The 22,943-nt window shown below is 41.3% G+C and carries 17 protein-coding genes and 2 pseudogenes; 8 read left to right on the top strand and 11 right to left on the bottom strand.

Annotated elements, in window-relative coordinates; genetic code table 11:
- The first annotated feature begins 83 nt into the window (after positions 1-83).
- The gene (locus ABWT76_RS28725; protein ID WP_354635338.1) at positions 84-917 is read left to right on the top strand and encodes a DNA adenine methylase; all 834 of its coding nucleotides are present in this window, start codon (positions 84-86) and stop codon (positions 915-917) included.
- 185 nt (positions 918-1,102) lie between these two features.
- On the opposite strand, the gene ABWT76_RS28720 is transcribed toward ABWT76_RS28725, so the two are convergent.
- Together ABWT76_RS28720 and ABWT76_RS28715 are read right to left on the bottom strand one after the other, a co-directional pair.
- Positions 1,103-1,585 (bottom strand): PD-(D/E)XK nuclease superfamily protein, encoded by a 483-nt coding sequence (locus ABWT76_RS28720; protein WP_054466594.1) that lies wholly within the window; start codon positions 1,583-1,585, stop codon positions 1,103-1,105.
- Positions 1,586-1,782: 197 nt separating this feature from the next.
- Positions 1,783-2,574, bottom strand: coding sequence for a Crp/Fnr family transcriptional regulator (locus tag ABWT76_RS28715; protein ID WP_054466595.1), 792 nt, complete (start codon positions 2,572-2,574; stop codon positions 1,783-1,785).
- 199 nt (positions 2,575-2,773) lie between these two features.
- On the opposite strand from ABWT76_RS28715, the gene ABWT76_RS28710 reads away from it, so the two are divergent.
- From ABWT76_RS28710 to ABWT76_RS28690, 5 genes are all read left to right on the top strand, one after another.
- Positions 2,774-3,826, top strand: a complete 1,053-nt coding sequence (locus tag ABWT76_RS28710; protein WP_054466596.1) for a sulfate ABC transporter substrate-binding protein — start codon at positions 2,774-2,776, stop codon at positions 3,824-3,826.
- Between the two features lie 101 nt (positions 3,827-3,927).
- Entirely contained in the window at positions 3,928-4,230 is a 303-nt protein-coding gene (locus ABWT76_RS28705; RefSeq protein ID WP_054466597.1) for an NIL domain-containing protein, read from the top strand.
- A 41-nt stretch (positions 4,231-4,271) separates the two neighbouring features.
- A complete protein-coding gene (gene cysT / locus ABWT76_RS28700) occupies positions 4,272-5,144 on the top strand; it encodes a sulfate ABC transporter permease subunit CysT (RefSeq protein ID WP_354635337.1) in 873 nt (290 codons plus the stop codon).
- Positions 5,131-5,958, top strand: a complete 828-nt coding sequence (gene cysW / locus ABWT76_RS28695; protein WP_054466598.1) for a sulfate ABC transporter permease subunit CysW — start codon at positions 5,131-5,133, stop codon at positions 5,956-5,958. Before cysT ends, cysW begins: the two co-directional genes overlap by 14 nt.
- Positions 5,959-6,305: 347 nt before the next feature.
- The gene (locus tag ABWT76_RS28690; RefSeq protein ID WP_054466599.1) at positions 6,306-7,313 is read left to right on the top strand and encodes a sulfate/molybdate ABC transporter ATP-binding protein; all 1,008 of its coding nucleotides are present in this window, start codon (positions 6,306-6,308) and stop codon (positions 7,311-7,313) included.
- A gap of 611 nt (positions 7,314-7,924) precedes the next feature.
- Here the strand turns inward: ABWT76_RS28690 and ABWT76_RS28685 are convergent.
- The 3 genes from ABWT76_RS28685 to ABWT76_RS28675 all read right to left on the bottom strand — a co-directional run bounded on the left by ABWT76_RS28685 (position 7,925) and on the right by ABWT76_RS28675 (position 14,467).
- The gene (locus ABWT76_RS28685; protein WP_190876869.1) at positions 7,925-9,235 is read right to left on the bottom strand and encodes an agenet domain-containing protein; all 1,311 of its coding nucleotides are present in this window, start codon (positions 9,233-9,235) and stop codon (positions 7,925-7,927) included.
- Between the two features lie 496 nt (positions 9,236-9,731).
- Complete coding sequence (locus ABWT76_RS28680) at positions 9,732-13,745, bottom strand: CHAT domain-containing protein (protein ID WP_354635336.1); 4,014 nt, start codon at positions 13,743-13,745, stop codon at positions 9,732-9,734.
- Positions 13,746-13,786: 41 nt separating this feature from the next.
- A complete protein-coding gene (locus ABWT76_RS28675) occupies positions 13,787-14,467 on the bottom strand; it encodes a calcium-binding protein (protein ID WP_354635335.1) in 681 nt (226 codons plus the stop codon).
- Positions 14,468-14,872: 405 nt separating this feature from the next.
- Here ABWT76_RS28675 and ABWT76_RS28670 point away from each other — a divergent pair.
- Together ABWT76_RS28670 and ABWT76_RS28665 are read left to right on the top strand one after the other, a co-directional pair.
- Positions 14,873-15,931, top strand: a pseudogene (locus ABWT76_RS28670) (ISL3 family transposase).
- Between the two features lie 88 nt (positions 15,932-16,019).
- Positions 16,020-16,433, top strand: a pseudogene (locus ABWT76_RS28665) (adenylate/guanylate cyclase domain-containing protein); the annotation flags it as partial.
- A gap of 54 nt (positions 16,434-16,487) precedes the next feature.
- Here ABWT76_RS28665 and ABWT76_RS28660 read toward each other — a convergent pair.
- The 6 genes from ABWT76_RS28660 to ABWT76_RS28635 all read right to left on the bottom strand — a co-directional run bounded on the left by ABWT76_RS28660 (position 16,488) and on the right by ABWT76_RS28635 (position 22,445).
- Positions 16,488-17,348 (bottom strand): lysophospholipid acyltransferase family protein, encoded by an 861-nt coding sequence (locus ABWT76_RS28660; protein WP_054466605.1) that lies wholly within the window; start codon positions 17,346-17,348, stop codon positions 16,488-16,490.
- A 276-nt stretch (positions 17,349-17,624) separates the two neighbouring features.
- Positions 17,625-17,897 (bottom strand): hypothetical protein, encoded by a 273-nt coding sequence (locus ABWT76_RS28655; protein WP_354635334.1) that lies wholly within the window; start codon positions 17,895-17,897, stop codon positions 17,625-17,627.
- 116 nt (positions 17,898-18,013) lie between these two features.
- Positions 18,014-19,273, bottom strand: coding sequence for a DNA cytosine methyltransferase (locus ABWT76_RS28650; protein WP_354635333.1), 1,260 nt, complete (start codon positions 19,271-19,273; stop codon positions 18,014-18,016).
- Positions 19,274-19,354: 81 nt separating this feature from the next.
- Entirely contained in the window at positions 19,355-20,620 is a 1,266-nt protein-coding gene (dcm, locus tag ABWT76_RS28645) for a DNA cytosine methyltransferase (RefSeq protein ID WP_354635332.1), read from the bottom strand.
- Positions 20,621-20,989: 369 nt separating this feature from the next.
- Positions 20,990-21,175, bottom strand: coding sequence for a hypothetical protein (locus ABWT76_RS28640; RefSeq protein ID WP_354635331.1), 186 nt, complete (start codon positions 21,173-21,175; stop codon positions 20,990-20,992).
- 739 nt (positions 21,176-21,914) lie between these two features.
- Complete coding sequence (locus ABWT76_RS28635; protein WP_354635330.1) at positions 21,915-22,445, bottom strand: phosphate-starvation-inducible PsiE family protein; 531 nt, start codon at positions 22,443-22,445, stop codon at positions 21,915-21,917.
- Between the last annotated feature and the right edge of the window lie 498 nt (positions 22,446-22,943).

Below are 22,943 nucleotides of genomic sequence, written 5' to 3'. Positions count from 1 at the left end.
ATCCACAATTAGCTACGGCAATCAGGAAGCGATCGTGCTATTCTGATGATTCACAATGCCTGAATTACTTTTTCTTAGGATACATGGTTACTCGCACGTCCGATCGCGTTTCTGCCCGTCCTTTTCTCAAATGGGCTGGGGGTAAAAGACAGTTGATTCCCCAATATGAGCGCTACATCCCCCAAACTTTTGGCACCTATTATGAGCCTTTTTTGGGTGGAGGAGCGATGTTTTTTCATTTATTACCACATCCAGCGGTTTTAACGGATCTTAATGAAGAATTGATTAATACTTATTGTTGTGTACGGGATAATGTAGAGGAGTTAATTTCTCTGTTGTCAAATCATCAGGAAAAGCATGAAAAATGCTCCCATGAGTATTATTATAAAATCCGCGAATCTCATCCGAGGGATAATTTGAAACGCGCTGCTCGATTTATTTATCTGAATAAAACTTGCTTTAATGGGTTATATCGGGTGAATTCTCAGGGAAAGTTTAATGTGCCAATGGGTCGCTATAAAAATCCGAAAATCTGCGATCGCGAAGCATTAATAGCCGTATCGGATAGATTGCAGAATGCTACCCTGGAAGTTGCCCCATTTACGGCAGTTTTGGCAAGAGCGATCGCCGATGATTTTGTCTATTTTGACCCACCTTATCATCCCATCAGCACCACCAGTAATTTCACCGCTTATAGTCGTTATGCCTTCAATGAACCAGAACAAATTCAACTGCGAGATACCTTTAAACAATTAGCAGAAACCGGGGTCAAAGTAATGCTATCAAATTCTGACTGTGACTTGATTAGAGAAATTTATGCTGAATTTAAAATTCATAAAATATCCGCATCTAGGGCGATTAATTCTCATGGCAAAAAACGCGGTAAAATCTCAGAAGTTTTAATTACTTCTTATTAATGTTTGTTGTTGCTTAAGGGAACGGGAAACGGGGTGTAGGGTGTAGGGGGAAGAGAGAAAAGAGAATAGAGAAAAGAGAATAGAGAATTTTCCTATGCATCCTATGCATCCTATGCATCCTATGCATCCTATGCATCCTATGCATCCTCTTCCCCTACACCCTACACCCTACACCCTACACCCTATTAAAGATGATTATTCGCCCAAACCATAAATGATGACAGGTCATAGACCGCGAAGAGATTGGGGTTGGAGGGAACTTGTTCTTTTAACCAGGCGATCGCCCCTGGTTTCATCCCGCCCCCATCAATCAAAACTATGGCTGGGGCTGAATAACATTTTTCAATATTTAAATTCACATAAGGCAGCTTTTCATCCACCGATCCGCCACTTTGCTGCCACTTACATTCAATAATCAATCCTTTCGGGTATTTCTCTGCATCAATCAGATAAAAATCCACAAAAATATCCGTGTGATAAATGCCCAATCCGATATAAACCTGCTGGGCATATCGTTTGGGGTTTTCATGGCTATTCAGCAACCAAGTTAATCGCTGTTTTTTGGGCAGATTAGGACAAATGGGGACATAACCATGACCGTCGAGCACGGCAGCGACAGTATTTTCTAATACATTACCCGATTGATTCGCCCTAGCACCTGCGGTCATGGTTATTTCCGGCTAAAGATTTAATAGATTTATTCTAAGTAGGTGAACATAATTAATTGCACTTTTCGTTCCCCGCCAATAGGCTTTGGATTCCCGCCTTCGCGGGAATGACAGCCTTTCTTCTCGTGGGGTCTGTAGTGCATTTATTTCTGCCCACCTACTTAGCTTTTTGCCGTCACGAGAAATTATTTTAATGGCTATTTTAATGGCCACCAGGAAACTTTATCTCTCGTGGCACTATAGACGGCTTTTAACGCTTCTGGATCCATCACTTCGACTAAATCCCCGGATGCATCACTATCTTTGATCGCTTTTAATAGACCAATCTGCTGCATCCCTTTTAACACTTGTTCCACGGTCCGCTGATTCAGTTGACAAGCGCGGGCGATCACATCCACCGGCAGATCAAAAGTATATGTCTGATTGGGGGTGGGTTGGTTGCCCAGTTCTCGTTCTTGGTAAATCAGGCCACGCAGGAGGGCCGCTACTGCTTGCGGGGGGTAGCTACTACAGTTGAGCATATGATACTGAAATTTCGTCCGCAGTTCAAAAAGCAGATGGTAGCGATCGCGGAAAGTCTCGCTTTCCTGATAAATCCGCTGCACAGTCTCCAGGGGAATTTTGATCACTTGAGTGGTTTTGTACGCTTCCACCAGACTGGGAAAAGCCCGGTACGCCATCCCATAACTAAAGGGTAAATTTCTCATGCCAAAGCATCCCCCCGGATAGCTAATGGCAATAATCCGGTCAAGCGGGGTGCTGCGGGTAATCACCAGCCCCTCATCCAGAATCACATACAACACATCCAGATATTCATCGGGCAAGTAAGCCGTGTAAACCGGACGGTTAGAAAATAATTTCTCGATTTTCAGGCTTTCCGGCGGCAGATAGTCTCTCAGCCACGCTTCATCTAAGCCTCGAAATAAAAAGTTGTGCTGGATCATCTGCTCCAACAGATTGGGTTCTTGCTGTTTGGCTCGTTTTGCCATCCCTGCAACCTTGCTGAATCTCCCTTCCATCATGGCATAAAGCCCGATCCATTACATTTTTTCTTAAAAATTTCTTAAATCACTTTCAAAATGTATTGCAAAACATTTGAACTTGATATATAATTTAAATATAAGCTAGGGATTTGGCAAGCAAACCCCTACGGACAAACATCCGTGACCTGTCAGCAGAGAAACAACCATGCAGAAATACTTACGCTTTACCAGTTGGGTCTTAGTCGGGTTATTGGCTAGTGGTGCGATCGCTGCTTGCAGTAACTCCGGGCAACAAGCCACCCAAGACACCGGCAATACCGCCAAACCCGTGACCATCACCCTGGTTTCCTACGCGGTGACTCAAAGTGCTTATGAAAAAATCATTCCCAAATTCGCCCAAAAGTGGGAAGCGGAAACCGGACAGAAAGTTGAGTTTAATCAAAGCTACGGCGGATCCGGTTCTCAAACTAGGGCAGTGATTGATGGCTTAGAAGCGGATGTGGTGGCTCTCGCGTTAGCTATGGATACGCAGAAAATTGAAAAAGCCGGACTGATTGACCCCGGATGGGAGCAAGAATTCCCCAATGAGTCGATTGTGCATAAATCTGTAGCGGCGATCGTCAAACGGGATGAAAACGTCCAAGTCAGCAAGTGGTCTGATTTAGCCAGCGACCAGATCCAAGTGATTACCGCCAACCCCAAAACCTCTGGGGGCGCCCGGTGGAACTTTCTCGCCCTTTGGGGTGCTGTGACCCAAGCGGGAGGAACTGCCCAAGAAGCGGAAACCTTTGTAGAAACCGTCTTTAAAAACGTGCCCCTGTTACCGAAAGATGCCCGGGAAGCCAGCGATGTTTTCTACAAACAAGGACAAGGGAATATCCTGATTAATTATGAAAATGAGTTAATTTTAGCCCAACAAAAAGGAGAAAAACAACCTTATTTTGTGCCAACAGATTACAATATTTCTATTGATAGTCCGGTGGCAGTTGTAGATAAAAATGTTGACAAACATGGCACCAGAAAAGCCGCTGAAGCGTTTGTGGCATTTCTCTTTACTCCCGAAGCCCAGAGGGAATTTGCTCAAGTGGGATTTCGTCCCGTAGATCCTAATGTGGCGACAGAATTTACCAGCCTATATCCCAAAATTGATAAGTTATTTACGGTCAAAGATTTAGGCGGTTGGGATGCAGTCCAAAAGCAATTTTTTGATGATGGGGCAACTTTTGACAAAATCTTAACCCAAGCAGGCAAATCTTAATTACTAAATACCTTAATCCCTTGATTTGATCCGTGATGTCCGATTGGACTGCAACAATCAATCAGTGAATCATTTATTACCTTTACGGAAAGGATATAAACATGGATAAAACCAATTCTGTAACCCATGATGTGGCTTCTGCACCTCGCTCTACTCAAGTTAGATTAATCGTGAGAATACCTAAAGATTATCATCACGATCCGGTGATTAGTAATTTGGCGTCTCAGTATCGTTTAGATGTGAACATTTTAGGCGCAATGTTAGGCGCTCAAGCCCAGGGAGATGGCTGGTTTGATCTGCAATTAAGTGGGAAATCCGCCCAAATTGATAGTGCTTTGATTTATCTTTCTGATTTGAATGTTGAGATTCTCAGTCGCAGCGATCGCGAAACTGACGGTTGGTAGTCAAGGAGTAAGTAGAGATTTTATGTCTACAAAGTCAAAAAATGATAGAAAAATTGAATTACCCCGTGTACGATAATTTATTCAATGGATTAAAGCGAATTTTCGGTAAACTGCCCAAAATTTCCCTACCTTGGGTAGTTATGCTGAGTTATTTAGTGCTGATGCTGTTGCTACCGATCGCCGCTTTAGTCACCAAATCACTAACATTAGGAATCGGTGAATTTTGGCGCATTGCCACCCAGCCGATCGCCTTATCTGCTTATGAAGTAACATTTATTACTGCATTAGCGGCAGGCATCATTAATGGGTTCATGGGCACCCTGGTGGCTTGGGTATTAGTCCGCTATAATTTTCCCGGCAAAAAAATTATTGATGCGGCAGTTGATTTACCCTTTGCCTTACCCACTTCTGTGGCCGGTTTAGTGTTAGCAACAGTGTACAGCGATCGCGGTTGGATTGGACAACTCTTTGCCCCATTTGGCATCAAAATCGCCTTTACCCGCTTAGGGGTATTTGTGGCCATGCTGTTTATTTCCTTGCCCTTTGTGGTTCGCACCTTACAGCCGGTGTTACAGGAAATGGAACAGGAAATCGAAGAAGCCGCCTGGTCGTTAGGTGCCTCGCAATGGCAAACCTTTCGCCGAGTGATTCTGCCCCCATTAATTCCGCCAATTTTAACCGGAATTGCCCTAGGTTTTTCCCGCGCTGTGGGAGAATATGGCTCTGTAGTAATTGTCTCGTCTAATATCCCTTTCCGCGATTTAATTGCCCCAGTTTTAGTGTTTCAAAGACTAGAACAATATGACTATGCCGGGGCAACGGTGATCGGTGCGGTACTCTTAATTGTGTCACTGGTGCTGCTATTGGTGATTAATTTCTTGCAACAGTGGGGGCGTCGTTATGCAGTCCGCTAAACCTTCAAATCAATATTATAAATTAATCCTTATTTTCTTAGCTGTAGGCTATCTAGCGCTGATTCTGTTTATTCCCGCTGTCACTGTGTTTTATGAAGCCTTTCACCAAGGATTTAATGCCCTAGGAGAAGCGATCGCCAGTCGAGCTTTTCAATCCGCTGTTTTTTTAACTATTATTATTACCGCGATCGCGGTTCCTCTGAATACAGTTTTTGGCCTTTGTACCGCATGGGCGATCGCCCGCCATCAATTTCCCGGTCGTACCTTATTAATGAGTATTATTGACCTGCCATTTTCTATATCTCCAGTGGTTGCCGGGTTAATGTTAGTCCTATTATATGGTAAGAACGGCTGGCTCGGCGGAATATTCGACGCAATGGGCATCAAAATTATTTTTGCCCTACCGGGAATGGTCTTAGCCACCCTATTTGTCACCCTACCTTTTGTCGCTAGAGAAGTCATTCCCGTGATGGAAGAAATGGGAGAAGAAGAAGAAGAAGCCGCCCGGACTCTAGGGGCAAAAGATTGGCAAGTTTTTTGGCGAGTTACTCTCCCGAATATCCGCTGGGGATTACTATACGGAGTGCTATTAACTAATGCACGGGCAATGGGAGAATTTGGGGCGGTTTCTGTGGTATCCGGGAGCATTATTGGTCAGACTTCAACCCTGCCGCTTTTTGTGGAACAAGCCTATAAAAATTATCAAACCGAAGCCGCTTTTAGTGCCGCCGTAATTTTGGGTTTACTTGCCGTAGTGACTTTGGTTTTAAAAGAAATTTTAGAACGAAAAACTGGACATAAGCTGGAATCTTAACTCTTAACTGGTAAGGGCAAAGCACTCGCGTAGACATTTCGGTAAAGCCCCCCTTTTTAAGGGGGGTTGGGGTGATAGAGATCAGTATGAAAGCATTCTTGTCTAATGTCTACGCGAATAATCAGGGCGAAGCATTCGCGCATAAATATTTCGGTTTAAATTTCGGTTTAAACAATCTTATGTCTACGGGAATAGGGCGAAGCATTCGCGCATAAATATTTCGGTTTACATAATCAAATTTATACGCGAATGCTTCGCCCCTACACCCAAACCCGACACCCTACACCCTACACCCCAAACCCTACACCCTACACCCTACACCCTATATAAATTGGAGAACAACTAACATGAGTATTAACATTCAACAAGTTTCTAAACTCTTTGGTGACTTTCAAGCCTTAGATAATATTAATTTAGAGATTAAAGACGGGTCATTAGTGGCTTTATTAGGGCCATCAGGTTCGGGAAAATCTACCTTATTACGGGCGATCGCTGGGTTAGAAACTCCTGACACTGGCTCCATTTGGATCAACGGTCAAGACACCACTTATTTAGATGTCAAAGAACGGAATATTGGCTTTGTTTTCCAACATTACGCCCTATTTAAACATCTCACCGTCCGGCAAAATATTGCCTTTGGATTAGAAATTCGCAAAACTCCGGCTAAGTTAATTAAAGAACGCACTGAAGAGTTATTAGAATTAATTCAACTCCAAGGATTAGGAAATCGCTACCCCAACCAACTCTCTGGAGGACAACGGCAACGAGTTGCCCTCGCAAGAGCTCTAGCGGTTCGTCCTCAAGTTTTACTCCTCGATGAACCCTTTGGCGCTTTGGATGCCAAAGTGCGGAAAGAATTACGGGCTTGGTTGCGACGCTTACATGATGAGGTTCATGTCACCAGTGTTTTTGTCACCCATGACCAAGAAGAAGCAATGGAAGTTGCCGATCAGATCGTGGTAATGAATCAAGGCAAAATTGAACAAGTGGGCACCTCGACCGAAATTTACGATCATCCCGCCTCCCCGTTTGTGATGAGTTTTGTCGGAGAAGTGAATGTTTTACCCAGTCATACTAATTTAGTAAATATCCATAATTCAAACCCCAATACTTACGCTTTTATTCGTCCCCACGAACTAGAAATTCATCGGGTTGAGAATGGAAATAGCACAATGGCCGTTGTCCGGCGAATTACCCATTTAGGTTGGGAAATTCAAGTGGAGTTAATGTTAAGCGATCGCCTTGAAGTCATTTCCCACCTGAGTCGAGAAAAATTTGCCCCGCTAAATTTAGAAGTGGGTCAAAAAGTATTTGTCAAACCCCGGAATACCCATTTTTTCCCCAAAGCCGCATAATCACTGAGTAAGGGCTTTCGCATTTAGATAACAAATCTTGGCTTTTCATCCATAACGGAATAAGGGCGAAGCATTCCGGTGACAAATCTGGGCTTTTCATCCATAACGGAATAAGGGCGAAGCATTGCGGTAACAAATCTTGGCTTTTCATCCATAAAATATCTGCCGCAATGCTTCGCCCCTACAGGATTATATAGAAATTGTCATACTTAGAAAGTACAAAAAAACCTGTCATTCCCGCGCAGGCGGGAATCCAAAAAACTCTGTACTTCATTCAATAAAAACCGCTATAAGGGCGAAGCATTGCGGTAACAAATATTGGCTTTTTATCCAAAAAATATCTGCCGCAATGCTTCGCCCCTACAGGATTATATTCTACAATTTTTATTTTAAGAAAAACCGAAAAAATACGGGAATAAGTTAGGGTTTTTAACTAATAACATATCCCCGTAAAAATTAATTAGTTAATTAACTAAGTAGGTGAACATAATTAACTGCACTTTTCGTTCCCCGCCGATAGGCTGTGGATTCCCGCCTTCGCGGGAATGACAGTTTTTTTCTCATGGGGTATGTGGTGCATTTATTTCTGCCCGTCTACTTAATTAAGCTTCTTAAGCTTCGCAACAAATCCGTTGCCAAGCCACCCATTCAGTTTCTTCCTCATCATCCTCATCGTCATAAAAATTTTCATCGGTATATTCAACTAAATAGGTATCCCCTTTGATTTTTTTGATTTCTGCTTCATACCATTCCCCATCACTGTAAAGAACCTCAATTTCATCTCCCACTTCATAGTTACTGCCAGCGGGAGCAAGATTGGTTTGTGCGATCCATTCATCATCACTCGGATCGTTATTATAAAGATAACGGATTAAACAGAGATTTCCTTGCAGTTCCCGAACCGTCCCTGCATACCAATAATCTTCACTGAGAACATCCACTAATTGTCCGACTTTAAATTCCCCATTACCAGAAGCTTGAGAACCAGAAGCTTGAGAACTGGAATCTGGGGTAGATGCTTCTGATTCATTTTTTACGGATTCGTATGCGGCTAAAATTAAGCTGCGGGCTACCGTTTGAATCCCGGTATGTTCATAATAGTTAGTCGTTTGGTCAAGGAAAGCCGCCACAAAATCTAACTTATCATCGGCAATTTGGATAAAGCTGCCAATACTTTGTAAAATCGTGTCTGGGGTGACACCCGTTTTACTAATTAAACTATTCATCCAACCTTGAACGGCGTTGAAACTTTGGGTAATAAAACCGAATTTAGCCGCCGGACTATCTCCTGGTAATGAGTTACTAATTGAGCCAAAAACCGGATTATCTTTAACGATGGCCGCATCCCCACCATCAATAATCGAGTGAATTTTCTGTAAGAAATCTGGACCTAAAGGCAGAATCCCATCTAGGCAAACTAAAGCTGCCATCCGCATTAAAGATGCGTCAGTATAGTTGTTAGTTAAAGATTCCACAAAGAGTTGGGGATTGGGTTGAGGAATGCCATGTATTTTACAAAAGGCGATAATTTCAACGACAATTTTTAAGACTAAATCAATGGTTTGAGCGACATCAGCTTTAGGAGTGACTCGATTGAGAAATGAGAGAAATTCAATTTTTTCCCCGATTTTATTCGCTAAGGCTGCTGTTGCCATTGCTGTATCGGCTTTGTCAATAAGTTGATATAGAGAAATCGCTGATTTATACCCGGTTTTGTTGTCTTCATAGAGTACCAAGGCACGTTCTTTAATCCGCTGTACCTTCTTGGGGTCATTTTCCCCGGTGACAACCCGAATTGTTTGGTCAAAACCAACGGTATTTTGCCATTCTCCAGGGGCAACAAAGTCTAGGGCTTTGAGCACTTTAACGGTAATATTATCTTGCGGGAGTTGATCTACCAGTTGAACTATTGATGAACTCATGGTTTGAGTTTAAATCCTATTTGATGAGTGTGGTCAGCGATTAGCTATGAGCATTGATTATGCACTTATGACTATGCACTTATGACTATGCACTTATGACTATGCACTTATAAGTATGCACTCAGTTCTAATTATACTTCACCCATTCTGGGAGATCCGGTAAAGTTGAGATTTTTCCTGCTTGCTGATGGCTAAATCCTGACTTTACGGTTACATTAAGAATTGTTACGATTAGATGCGTTTAGATGCTGTTTCAGACTTGTGCGATCGGCGAATTATTGTTGAGTAATTATACTCGTACTATTTCTAATGAAAGATGCAACATTAGGGGCGCAATGCTTGCGCCCAAATTAACCTCAAAATCGTAGCAATAATTTTTGAAATTGGTATCAATTAATGCTTTGGCGATCGCAATTATTGGGCAGTATGGGTTAACTATGCTGTAAGACAAGAATACTTTTGTCGTTAATTGTGGTTTTTTCAGAAATCAATCTTTTTACCAAGGACTCCCCACTAAGGTAAATCCAGCCCAATAATAAGGATGCTGAAAAGTTTCTTGGTCTACGGTAATTTCCGGGGGTAAAAGAATATCATCATCAGAATTTAGAGCAATTAAATGACCATTTTCAATCCGCACATCTCCCCGCAGCATGGCGATTTGGGCTTCGCGCAATATTTCTGCTTTTAGCTTGGATTTTTTGTCAGTTTCTCCAGGATTTTCGCTGTCTTGAAATGCCAGCCGAATCTGCCGATACAATTCACTCATTAATCCCAAGGTAGCGCGATCGTCCACATACCAAATACTGCCAATGGCGGATTTAACTTTAGCCTGCACTGCCAAACCAGCAAATCCTAATTCTGATGTTTCATTACCAAGAGCAGAATGGCAAGCCGACAAAATCATTAAATTAATCGGGGATGATCTCTCTAACAGAAACTCTCGCAGTTCACTCAAACTTAACTTGCGATCCCATAACTGAATATAAGAATCACTGGGGGCGTCTGGGACAAATTCCGCATGAGTCGCTAAGTGGACAATCCCATAATTATGTTGACTAATTTGGTGGTGGAGATTTTCCCAGGTAAAAGCTTCATTCAGAAACGAGTCACCAGACCATGCTTGGGTAATAGTAGAAACTTCCAAGGGAACTCCGGGCAAATCAGAAAGATTATGTTCCTTAAAGGTAGAAGAACCCATTGCTAAAAGTTTGGCATTGGCTAAACTTTGATAGCTAGTATCTGTTAAATTTACACTAGGAATTAATCCCAGACTATACTTTTCAATTAAAAACTTTTCTCCATCATGTAAAGCTGCTAAAGGAATGCTGCGTAACTGAGCATCCATGACAAATACTAAAGTGTCAATATTGAGTTGTTCTAGGTCAGGTTCAATTGGTTCAATCATCCATTGATAAAGTTGCTGCGCTGATGCTAGATATCGATTGTTTCTTCTGTATCGAGGGCTGGTTATTTTCTCCATAAAATCTTTGACTACTGGCAACATATTCTTTCGTCCAGCATCTCTGATTGGTCGATAGATGGGAGCGCCATTAATAGGTACTAAAATTACATCAAGTTGTTCATCCCGGATCACCGTATAAACCAGAGCAAATTTTTTCTGAGTCGCTACGGAAATATTTTTTAATTCCTCTTGAATTGACTCAAAAGAGTTTAACTGAGGTTGGCTGGTTTCAACCTGACTTCCTGCGATGACTTCTTCCGTAAATACGCGATCGATAAAGGGAACAGCTTCCGATATTTCACCGGCATCAATTCGGTTAGCGATTTCAGTTTTGATCCCTAGAGGAATATTCCTTAGTCCAACTTTGATTGAATTGTCCGGCAATATTTCCCCTACTGTGGTATCGCTGCTAGAGTTTAAAACCGTCTGACTGCTATTCTCTGTACTTTCACTTCCAGTCAATACATTAGCAATTTCAGTGGATGAATCTGATGAGATGACAGATTGAGAATTATTTTGTTCGATCGCAGGGTTTGACTCTACGATAGTTGGTGAATTTGTACTCTCTGGGACGGTTGAGACCGATGGTTCTGCGATCGCATTAACGGTGGTTATTTCTGGTTCTTCTGCCTGAGATGTTATTTCTTGGGTAGGAGTTTCTTCTATCGGAGTTTCTTCTATCGGAGTTTCTTCTATCGGAGTTTCTTCTATCGGAGTTTCTTCTATCGGAGTTTCTTCTATCAGAGTTTCTACGGTGGTTTCCTCTGTAGGAGTTTCTACGGTGGTTTCCTCTGTAGGAGTTTCTTCTGTGGTTTCTGAATCAATGGGGACTGCTATATCTTCTTCTGGTGGTTCTGAAACTGGATTAGACGTTGTGATAATTGTGATATTGCCTTGAGTGTAAATCCCATCATCATCAACAGGCACCTCAAAGGTGGGTGAAATGGTTTCCGAACCCGTAGTTAATGCGGCTGCGGTGCCATTGGTGGTGGCATTTCCGACAATAAATGGTGTTTCGCTGCCTCCTGCGTGTCTGATGCTAATTGACCCACCACTGACTGTACCCGCAGTAGAAATGCTGGCGGTGCGATTATTTTGATCTACAAAACTGCCACGGGCTTGGAAAAAATTGCCTGCATTAATATTAACATTGCCGCCAGTTCCATCACTCGCGAGTCCTTGAGCATCGATCGCAAATATGTCAACATTTGTTAATCCATTAATCGTCACATTGCCGCCATTATCAGCACTAGAATTTAACAAGCCCAGAATTTGCATATTACCCTGGGCAAAAAGATTAATATCTCCTCCTTGGGTGACGATTCGGTCAATGATTAATTGGCCGCCTGAGTTAATCGTCACCGGCCCCCCTGGAGTGGAAATCTGACTCACAGAAATATCACGATTAAGTTGCTCGGAGTCAGAGAGAAACGCGGTGTTTATCACGGTCAAATCCGGGGGAATATTCGCCGGATTAGTCAGACTAGAAACGCCGGATCTTAAAATTAATGCTGGGGAGTTGGCCAAGATTTCCGCATCAGGATCCGGCAAACCGGATAAAGTCACATCTGGGTTAGTAATAGTGATATTCCCGGCATCAATTCCTCCCGTGGCTTCTACTTTTAAGGAAACCCCAGTATATTCATCAAAACTCACATTACCATCAGCACTAATAATTGGGTCATAATAACTGATAAAATCACCGAAATCGCCAGCTACATTGCGAATGAAGAAATTGCCCTCCGTGGCAAAATGAGCATCGGTGGCAATATTTCCCCCACTAATTAAGGTAATATCACCCCCTGCCTGAAAAGTTGCGCCTTGGTTGACAGAATTCAGGGCGAAAATATCAATTTTTTGCAGTCCAGTTAGATTCATATTTCCGCCTGCGATCGCGGAAAATGGGTTTTGATAACTCTTATTTCCCGGCAACTGATAATCTAGATTATCACTGTCATTGCCGCTATCACTGTCATTCCCGCGAAGGCGGGAATCCATAAAATCGCGAATTTTTAGACCATTACCGGCGAATAAATTTAAATCGCCTGTGGCTTGAAGATTACTGGCAACTAAGGTTAAATTATTAGCAGCGGATAAAGTAGCATTTCCTGAGATAATTGTTGCCGATTGATTTGATTGATTCGTGGGTTGAATCACCACATCCCCATTGCCTATCCCCAAGGCAGAACCGGATAAAACTACTTGTCCCGCTTCATTGAATCTCACCTGGTTGGCATCAATAATATTGCCACCCCCGGTTAATAATTCAGGGAGAGAAAGTGGATTAAAAGCCTCGGTTTTTAAATTGGATAAACTCACTTCTAAACTCAGTAAATGTCCGGGCTGACTAATCCGCAAAATACTTTCCCCTGGAACCGCAGTAATAATCAGATTCCCTTGGGGTGCAGCGAGAGACCCGGTACTGAGTATGGTTCCGCCAATCAAAGATAAAGATTGTCCTGATCGCACCGCTAAATCGGCAAAATTAATCAGACTCCCTGGCTGAATATTGTCAAAAGAAAAATAAATCGGATTCCCGACTAATGTGGTATAATTATTATTGCCGAATACTTGCAATATTCCGTTATCAAAGCCTAAACTGGTGGCAGTGGTGGCGGTAAAATCACCGAGGACATTTAAGGCAGCATTTGGACCAAATACTATGCCTGCCGGATTGAGCAAAAATAGGTGAGAATTTCCACCAGTAACTTGAATTAAACCATTAATTAACGATGGATTACCCCCAGAAATTTGTCCGAGAATATTGACAATTTCTGGACGGGATAAAAAGTTGGCAATTTGTCCATCACTCAGTCCAAATTCTTGGAAATTGTGAAATAAATTTGCCCCATCTCCAGAGGTTTTACCCCCGGTAATGTTAATCTGATTTCCCTCAGTAGTGACAACGGTTCCCGTCCCGTCTGTTGCTGGGGTAATTGTTTGGGCAAAGACTAGACCCTTATTAACTCCTAGGGTCAGGAAAAGGACTAAGAAGAATAAGGGATAAAAGGGCGATCGCCCATCAAAATTAGTAATTCTTCTTTTCATTTCTCTTCTCTTGTGTCCTCTGTGTCTCTGTGGTTAATATCTTAAATAAACTGAATTAAGCTAATTTCACTTGGCTGAATTCCTAATAAAATGGCTATATATTCCCCGGTTGCTTGATGCTGAATGATTAGATCGTTAGTATAATTTCCCGTTCCTTGGGTAATATTTAAGGATTCAGAAGTTAAGCCCCCTGCGGTGGCAGAATCCATTAAATCGATAAAATCTTCCTGCACATTAAAATCAGTAATAACATCTGCTGCTTCTAATGTCAATCCGTCCATGCCTAAACTGATCGCAAATACATCCCGTCCTTGCCCTCCCGTGAGGGTATCTGCACCTAAATCCCCCGATAAATAGTCATTATCTTTATGACCCAATAGCCGATCGCTGCCATCTCCTCCTAACAGGTGATCGCTGCCACTTTCCCCAAACATTAAATCATTGCCTGCACTACCTTCAATATAATCATTGCCCTGACCGCCCCAAATTTTATCATCGCCATCCCCTCCTAAAATATAGTCATCATTCTCCCGACCATATAGGCGATCGCTCCCCCCTTGAGCATCAATAAAATCATTGCTTTCTCGTCCATGTAGAATATTCATTTCCACAGTTCCAAGGAGGCGATCGGTCAAATTAGTTCCGGCCAAATTTGGGCGATCGTCACCTTGAAAAACCTCTCCTAAATCATCATTGTCGCTCACATTAGCGGTTAAATTCACCGTTAAATTATTATACTGAGAATCGCTACTGGTGATAGCATGAGTAATCTGACTATTGTGCGGCTCTTTAGGACTTATGGTGATAAGTTTCTCTAATTTAACATGAGTATTTGCATAAAATTAAAAGGTGAAATTCATATACATGAACGCTTCTAGCTTCTCATGTTGAAAAAAAAGAGTCTTATAAGTCCGCCAAATCCTGAAAAAATCATTAAATTTAGTTGCCAGGCTCAAAGTTAAGCCCTAAACTGATAAAATTTAGCTGTTTTGTGAAACTCACCCTTTCACCCTAAAAATTTTTGAGCTTAGGTTTATGGAAAATCATCTCAATGTAATACTGGGCTTACCTGAAGTGACCGTTAGAGAATTTACCATGCTAGAAGATGGGATTTGCCTAAAGATTAAATTGACCAAGGAACACACTGTCCTTTATGTCAAAGTTATACCACCGAAATCAATCAAAATCGTCCCATCCTAGTCCGAGACCTTCCTTGTTTTGATAAGGTCAATTATTTACATGTCCCCCGTCGGCAATTTTATTCTCGTCATTGTCAAAAGTATTTCACCGAAAAACTGCCTTGGATAGAGGGGAATCGGCGCCATACTTTGCGATATGAAAAAAATATTTTTGAGCGCGTAAAGTCATTAAATATATCTAAAGTTTCATTAGTTGATGGGCTATCTTTTGATGAAGTTCAAGGAATATTTAATCACCGGACTTCTAACATAGCCGAGGAGCAGTGGCTCGAAGTTAGTCGGATAAGTCTTGATGAAATTGCTATGCGTAAAGGGCATAAAAATTATAAAGCGGTGGTCTGCGATTTAGATAAAAATAAGCTTATAAAAGTCATTGATGGACGAACCCAAGATTGTTTGATATCAAAGCTTTCAGAACTTCCGCTTCAAGTCAGAAAAGCGGTAAAAGAAGTTAGTGTTGATATGTGGCATGGCTTTCCAAAAGTTATTTAAGAAATTTTCCCCAATGCTCAAATTGTGACAGACCGATTTCATGTGATGAGACCTCTCATTGAAGAATTAAAAAAAATCGCTAAATCTTTAGGAGTTAAAAAACATGAAAACCTGTCTCTAATTTTGAGAAACAAAATTGATTTGGATAATGGAGAACTCACGGAACTGGAAAACCTCTTATCCTCATCTAAATCTAAGCGGTGAAAAGCCGCCTATGAATATAAAGAAGAATTTCGCCAGATTTATGAAACCAGTCAAACCGTTTTGTCAGGCCAAAAGCGCTTTCAAGAATGGTTACAAAAAGCTCGAAAAATTTATGGCAAAGTTATTCAAAGTATAACCGAACATATGCCAACTATTTGTAATTACTTTATTAGTCATTCTAACAGTGAAACTATGGAAGAGATTAACAAAAAGATAAAGCTGATAAAACGCCAAAGCTATGGATTTAAAAATTTTGAAAACTTTCGGTTACGTCTTTTATCAGCTTTTTGATGAGACTCCTTATAAATTACAGATTTAGCCACTCAAAAACATTAAAAATTTGATAACTTGATTAGATAAACTTACCACCGTAAGTCCTAAAGAGCCAACCATTGGCGATGCTTATATGGTGGTCGGAGGTTTATCAATTCCCAACGAGAATCATCTGATCGCGATCGCGGATATGGCCCTGGATATGCAGCAGGCGATCGCTCAATTTCAAACTCCCCAAGGAGAACCTTTTCAAATTAGAATTTGCATTAATTCTGGGCTGGTGGTTGCCGGGGTAATTGGGTCGAATAAATTTATTTACGACTTATGGGGCGACACAGTAAATGTGGCTTCTCGGATGGAATATATGGGAATTACTGGTTAAATTCAAGTAACAGAAAGCATCTATGAACAGCTAAAAGCATTTTATGAGTTTGAACCCAGAGGTTTAACTCCAGTCAAAGGTAAACGTGAAATGATGACTTACTGGCTTAAAGGTAAAAAAAATTCGCCACGGGTTTAAGCCGTGGCTACTGACCGCTGACTGCTGGTATTTAAGGTTTATTTAAAGCTTAAATTACAAACCAGGTCGATCCACCATTAAACGGTCTAATTCTAACTGCATATGATAGCGGACTTTTTCATAACAAATATCGACATAATCCCGGTCTTTGGCCATTTCTGCCCCATAATATTCAAATTCAATAGGCCGACAAATGCGAGTTTTAATTTGCATCGGTAAGGGGAAATTTGGTAGGGGGCCAATGCCAATAATCCAAGGCAAACCTAAGTAAATGGGAAATACTTCTGGGTCAACATCAAATAACCACGGCATCCCCCATTGATGAAGTTGCCGTATTTGTTCGTAGAAGTCCCCTAAGACAATTAAAGTGTCGTGAGCCCCTTTGGAAATCACCGGGACAATGGGCACTTCCTGCCGCAGGGCTAGTTTAATAAAGCCTTTGCGTCCGGCTAAGTGAATGCGATCGCGATTATGATGGGGCCGAAACACATCTTGCGCCCCACCGGGATAAACAAACACACTTGCCCCTTTCTCGAAAGCCGCGATCGCCATTTTCGGATGAGCAATCACAGCCCCCATTTGGGCCGCCAATGTCGTCAACCGAGAATCGACTTTCCAAGCATTCCGGTGCATCAAACCATACACCAGACGCTTCGTTCCAAACCGCCGAAACCAATCATACATCACCATCGAGGTATCTGGAGAAGCCAGTCCGCCATTGTGGGAACCCACAAACAAACATTGACCCGTCCTGGGAATATGATGCCAACCATCGCTTTCCACCCGAAAATAGTAGCGATAAAACCATTCCCAAATCGGCATCCAATCTAAAATTACCCGCTCATCGCGCAGGTCTAAAGTCCAACCGGGCTGGTTTTTTGCAGGCTGGTTTTTTGCAGTTTTGCTCTCAGTCATAGTCACTTAAATTTGTCAGAGGGTGAAAGACAATGAGGTTTTTTTATATCCTATCTCATAGATCAATTATTGGGCGATCGCGAGCGATCGTCGCTGATTTTTCAGGCAATTCTCGTCATCCCTGACTGATGTTATACCAATTTCCGTAAATTATGCAACAAATTCCGCAATAAATTCCACCACCTAAACCGCAATAAATTCCGCAATAAATCCAACTTTTTGCTTTTAAATGCGGTTTAGGTGGTGGATTGGTAGTAATTATTTTTATGTTCAATATTAGTGAACATTGCGATATTTTTTATCAATATAATGGGTAAATAAAAAATGGTTATCGGCAATTTTTACCACAACACTATTGTTATTAAATTCTAGATAAATTGGCTCCAACTTTGTATTTGTATTTTTAACTGCTTCTAGGGTAATTTTGATATATTTTTTAATAAAATAACCCATAACATTTCCAGCTTTTGTCTCAAGATGATTCCAGGCTGACTCTCCAATATAAGCTATACCATTATATTTAGAGTATTCAGCGATTAAATATGCCAATTTTGTCGAAGGATTAGAGTCTAAAACTAAGTCGAATCAGTTCAGCATCTTCCAGAAATACAGACAACCCGGTGCTGCCTAAAGTTCTGGCTTTATTAATCAGTTGACGAGTTTCCTTATCTAGCATAAGAATTGGTGATTTTTTCCAGTTGAGTAAGCATTTTCGCTAATTTGGGACTTTTTCCGCTTGATTTAGTGGCATCAATCCCCAACCATCGACCTTGAGAATTTGGTCGCCGTTGCCAAGTCGCTATTTTCTTAATATGGGAGGCTAATAAATTCATAAATAATGGTGGAATTGCATTACCAATCTGACTCGCGATTTCACTCCAAGAACCTTGAAATTCATACCAGTCTGGGAAAGATTGAATTCGCGCACATTCTCGCAAAGTCAAAAGACGATTTTGCCAAGGGTGGATAAATTCATTGGGTGACGCGGAAGTAATTGTTAATGAGGGTTGATCGGATAAAAGACGTTTTAATCCATTGGGTGCCCCCCCTCGCTTTTCTGTAGGCATTCCATCCATCACTCTTCTAAGGGCACGTTTTTGATAACTCGCGTGTTGAAGATGTGAGGGTAAATCTTTCATCGTTCCCCCTGGAATTAATAGATTAATTCTCTCTTGAGTAATCCCATTGACTGATTTTATTTTGTGCTGCCGAATTGGTTGATTTTCCGCTTGCCGCAATTGCGCTTGGTAATCGCATTGGGCAGATTTGTCATAAAAAACTACACCGGACTCGGGAGGATTTGGCAGATCGCCGATCGCATTTAATATTGAGCAATGAGGCTGTTGAGCAAATAGAGACATTTGCTCAGAATCAGCGCAAAATGAAGGGGGAAATTCAAAGTAACATTCTTCTAAGTTTCCCACAATAAATATGCGTTTTCGTTTTTGCGGTAGTCCATAGCGTTCCATGTAAATTTTTTCAGCGCGTACCCAATAGCCTGATTCCAAGAAACTTGCGATGGCTGAAATCAGATAAAAGCCTTCTTTAGAGGTGAGCAATCCCTCAACATTTTCCATGATAAACCAAGTTGGCTTTAAGTCGATGATAATTTCGACAAATTTTTTTAATAAACTATTTCTCGGATCTGCCCAATCCTTAGTCCCGGCTGAACTAAACCCTTGACAGGGTAGCCCACCAACGATTAAGTGGAGTTCAGCCGGAGAAAGGTGCGATCGATCTAATATTTGCGCTGGTTTCACATGAGACAAATCCACTGTCAAAATAGGATTGCCACCGATATTTTTGGCATAAGTTTCACAAGCGGTTTCATCAATATCTACCGCCAAGTTAACCAAAAAACCAGCTTGTTTTAGTCCCAAACTGCAACCCCCGCAACCGGAAAATAAACTTATAGCATTGACCATTGATCTAATTTTATTTTTAACTAAAATATGCTTTTATTAAACTTGCTAAATTATCTATATTTTATATTTTTAACTTAGTCATTATGCGACATTTTTTATCACTTTTTTTCTTTTAGCAATTACATCATCTGGGACATCCCAATAAGCTGAAGCCTGCCCCATATTATAGGTCAAATATTGACTATCTACTTCTGGCAAGTCCTTAATTTCTAGAGTATTTAAATCAATATTGAGACATTCAATAATTTCATCGCCCAAACATTTAGATAACATCGGGATTACCGCATTGCCAATTTCTCTAAAGCCATGCCAAATCGTGCGATGAAATTGAAACCAATCGGGAAATGTATGCAGTCTCGCAGCTTCTCGAATTGTAATACATCTCGGTTCGCGATAATGAATCGGTCTAGGGGCAGTATGCGCCCCTCGATCGCTGCTTGTACCTGCCCGCAGGGTATTACAAAGTCCTGAAGGTGAAAGCTTAAAAAATCTACTGGTTTTTTCTACAGTTCCCGGTTCAGTTAATAAAAATCTGGTAGTAGATTTGGCGGTATGATTAGAGCCAATATGCCCCCAAACTTGGCCATCGTTTTTCCGTTTATGACAAAGATAATAGGCGGCTGATGGATGCAAAGCAAAGCTTTTTCTCAAGCCAGAATAATCTAGTTTGCTGGCATCAATGCCTCTATCTTGATGGACAAAAGCGGGGATATTAGCTAAATCGGCAATAGCATCGCCGACCGTATTAACCGGATTGATATTTGCCTCGGTTTCCTGATGGGTTTCTAGAGGATAATGGGCTGGCTTTACATCTTTACGACTGCCAATCAGAATTAAGCGTTTTCTTTTTTGGGGAGCGCCAAACCGGGAGGCATCCAAAATTTTAATCGGTTGAGCAATAACGTAACCAATGCGCTTAAATTCGCTGATTAATTCATCCAAAAATTGCCGATGTTGACCCGATGCTATTCCCGGCACATTCTCGAAAATAAAATATTTTGGTTTGAGGTCTTTGATAATTCTGACATATTGAAATACCAGAGAATTTCTGGGGTCATCTAACTGCCGTTTGCCAATATGAGAAAAGCCTTGGCACGGTGGCCCCCCGGCAATTAAGTCCACTTCACAGCTAAACCCTTTCTGTTTGATTTGAGTCATTAACTTTTGGGTTTTTAAGTGATTAATATCTTGGCAAATACTGACACTATAGGGAAAGTTAACATGATGAACTAGAGTATGAATTGGATCCAGTTCTACTGCGGCAGCAATATCAAATCCAGCCGCCTCAAGTCCCAGAGACATTCCCCCACAGCCTGAGAATAAATCGATCGCGATCGGTCTTCGCATTTATCACCTCTTAATTTAATCAAGACTTTTGATATTATCACAAAATTTTGCCGGAAAATATATTAATTTTTACAATTAAATTCTAATTTTGTAAATATGCCAATAAGGGCGAAGCATTCGCGGATAAATCTTCCCTATCAACTAAAAAATTGTCGGCGCTAATGCGCGGGTTCCTAAATTAACCTTAAGGGCGAAGCATTCGCGGATAAATCTTCCCTATCAACCAAAAAATTGTCGGCGCGGTAAGCGAAGCCATGCCAAAGGCTATATACTTCGCCCCTACAGTTGATGATATTTCAAGAATTACAAAACCAGGCATTTACGGTGAAAGCTTAACAATCGGATCGCACAAAGCATTACCCAATTCCCTCAGATCCAGTTTATGCAATCCCCCCCATACACGCGCCCTTCACTCATCAGTGCCTCATCAGAAATATGATTAAGTGCCTGCCACACTTCTTTCAGCAATTCTGGTTTATCTACAAGCACTTTGGCAAGATCAAGTTTAGGATACAACATCAAATAAACACTGGTAGTCGTTGCCTTTAAAACCATTAATGTTCTCTGTTTCTAGTCGATCGAGATTGGGCAAGTAAAAATGGTGGTTTTCGCTGATAAACTCCGAGAAGTTATTGGCGATCTTTGATCCTAACTAATAGGGAAAAAAATCGCGATCGCTTGTAATTTATATCAAAATAATGTGTATTGTTCGTCATTGTTCCTCACAGAAATTGTTTTACATAGGTTAGACTGTAAGCAATTAACTATCTCACCCCTAATTCTTATGATGGAGCTTTCCCTATGCCCCAAGCCCTGAAAGCGATTTACCATAGTGGTACGTTTACCCTTCAAACAGCCTGTGATTTGCCTCTACGGTGTTGAGGTTGAGCTTTTTGTCAAAGCACCTCAAGTCATTCCCCCCAAGATTACTGATATTGCAACTAGGCAGAAATTTTTAACCTTACTTGTTGAGCGAATGCAACAAAACCCCATTCCCTCTAACGCTCCGCAGTTTACAAGAGATATGCTATATGAACGCCGTTGACACAAATGTTTTAATTTACGTCAATGATTCGCGCGATCCACCCCCCATACACGCGCCCTTTACTCATCAGTGCCTCGGCAGAAATCTGATTAAGTCCCTGCCACACTTATTTATATTTAAGCAATTCTGGCTTATTTAAAAGCAGGCAAAATACAGATCGCAATTTTTCGAGTTCCCAGTTTGGCCAAAAAAATCAGCACCCGATTTTTAGGAAAAACCGGATGCCTGTTATCTCTGCATGGATTGAAATTAATCTAATTCGTGGGGGAATTCTTCTGCTGCCATCGTAGAGCTTTTGACGGTTTTTTTGTAACGATTAGCAATCGTTCTTTCTGGATCGATCCCTTCAAAAGTTGGCGGAATCCAGGCACGCACTAAGAGCAATCCGGCCAAAACTATTAAAAATGATCCTGTGGCCAGAATTTGCACCCAAGGGGTTTCTAAAACTCCTCGCACAATCACTTCTCGCAAAACCGAAACAATAGAAACTTCCACCGCAACGCCAATTGAAACCCGCTGTTCTTGTAAGTAAATAATCAGCAGGCGAAATAATTCAACTAAGATTAATAAAAACAGAATATCAGCCGTTACCTCTTGAAATTCGATGGGAGGCAAGAGGGAGAAAAACATTTCTCGCAACTCCAACACCATGAAACAGAATAAGCCAAGACACAAAGAAATAACGATCAAGTCTTGGATGGTTTCTAAAAATCGCACAATCTTGGTGCGATTTAACCAGGCGTAAGATTTGGACGAAGGATTATCTAGGAAATTTTGCATGGATGCAACCTTGAGAAGGTGATAATTTGAGCATAATTCAAAGGGTGGTTATTTTTTACCTGTTGAATGTTTAATTTAGTTATGGGTTTGATTATTAAAATTATGCCTGACCGTGAAACAAGGTTTTCCAGGGTTTCAGATCCATCCAGGGGGACTCTCATTTTCACATTTCCAAAGGCGATCGGGCATCCTAGCAAAGCCCAGTTATAGTTATTTCCAGTGTACTTGAGACAATACATCAAGGGCGCAACCATTGCGCCCAAAGAAGCAAATCAACAGATATTGTAGGGGCGATTCGCTTGCTCGCCCCTACAGCATTGGATCAAGCACAATTGAAATGACTATAACTACAATTTAACTATAGCTTTTAATTTTAGTAAAAAATGTTGACGGTAAATTTATAATTTTTTCTAAAAACATTGACTTTGTAAATATGCCAATAAGGGCGAAGCATTCGCGGATAAATCTTCACTATCAACCAAAAAATTATCGGCGCTA

This window comes from Planktothricoides raciborskii GIHE-MW2 (genome assembly GCF_040564635.1).
GTDB lineage: Bacteria > Cyanobacteriota > Cyanobacteriia > Cyanobacteriales > Laspinemataceae > Planktothricoides > Planktothricoides raciborskii.
Note: the sequence above shows the minus strand (reverse complement) of the source record. Positions and strands in the feature narration are given on the sequence as shown.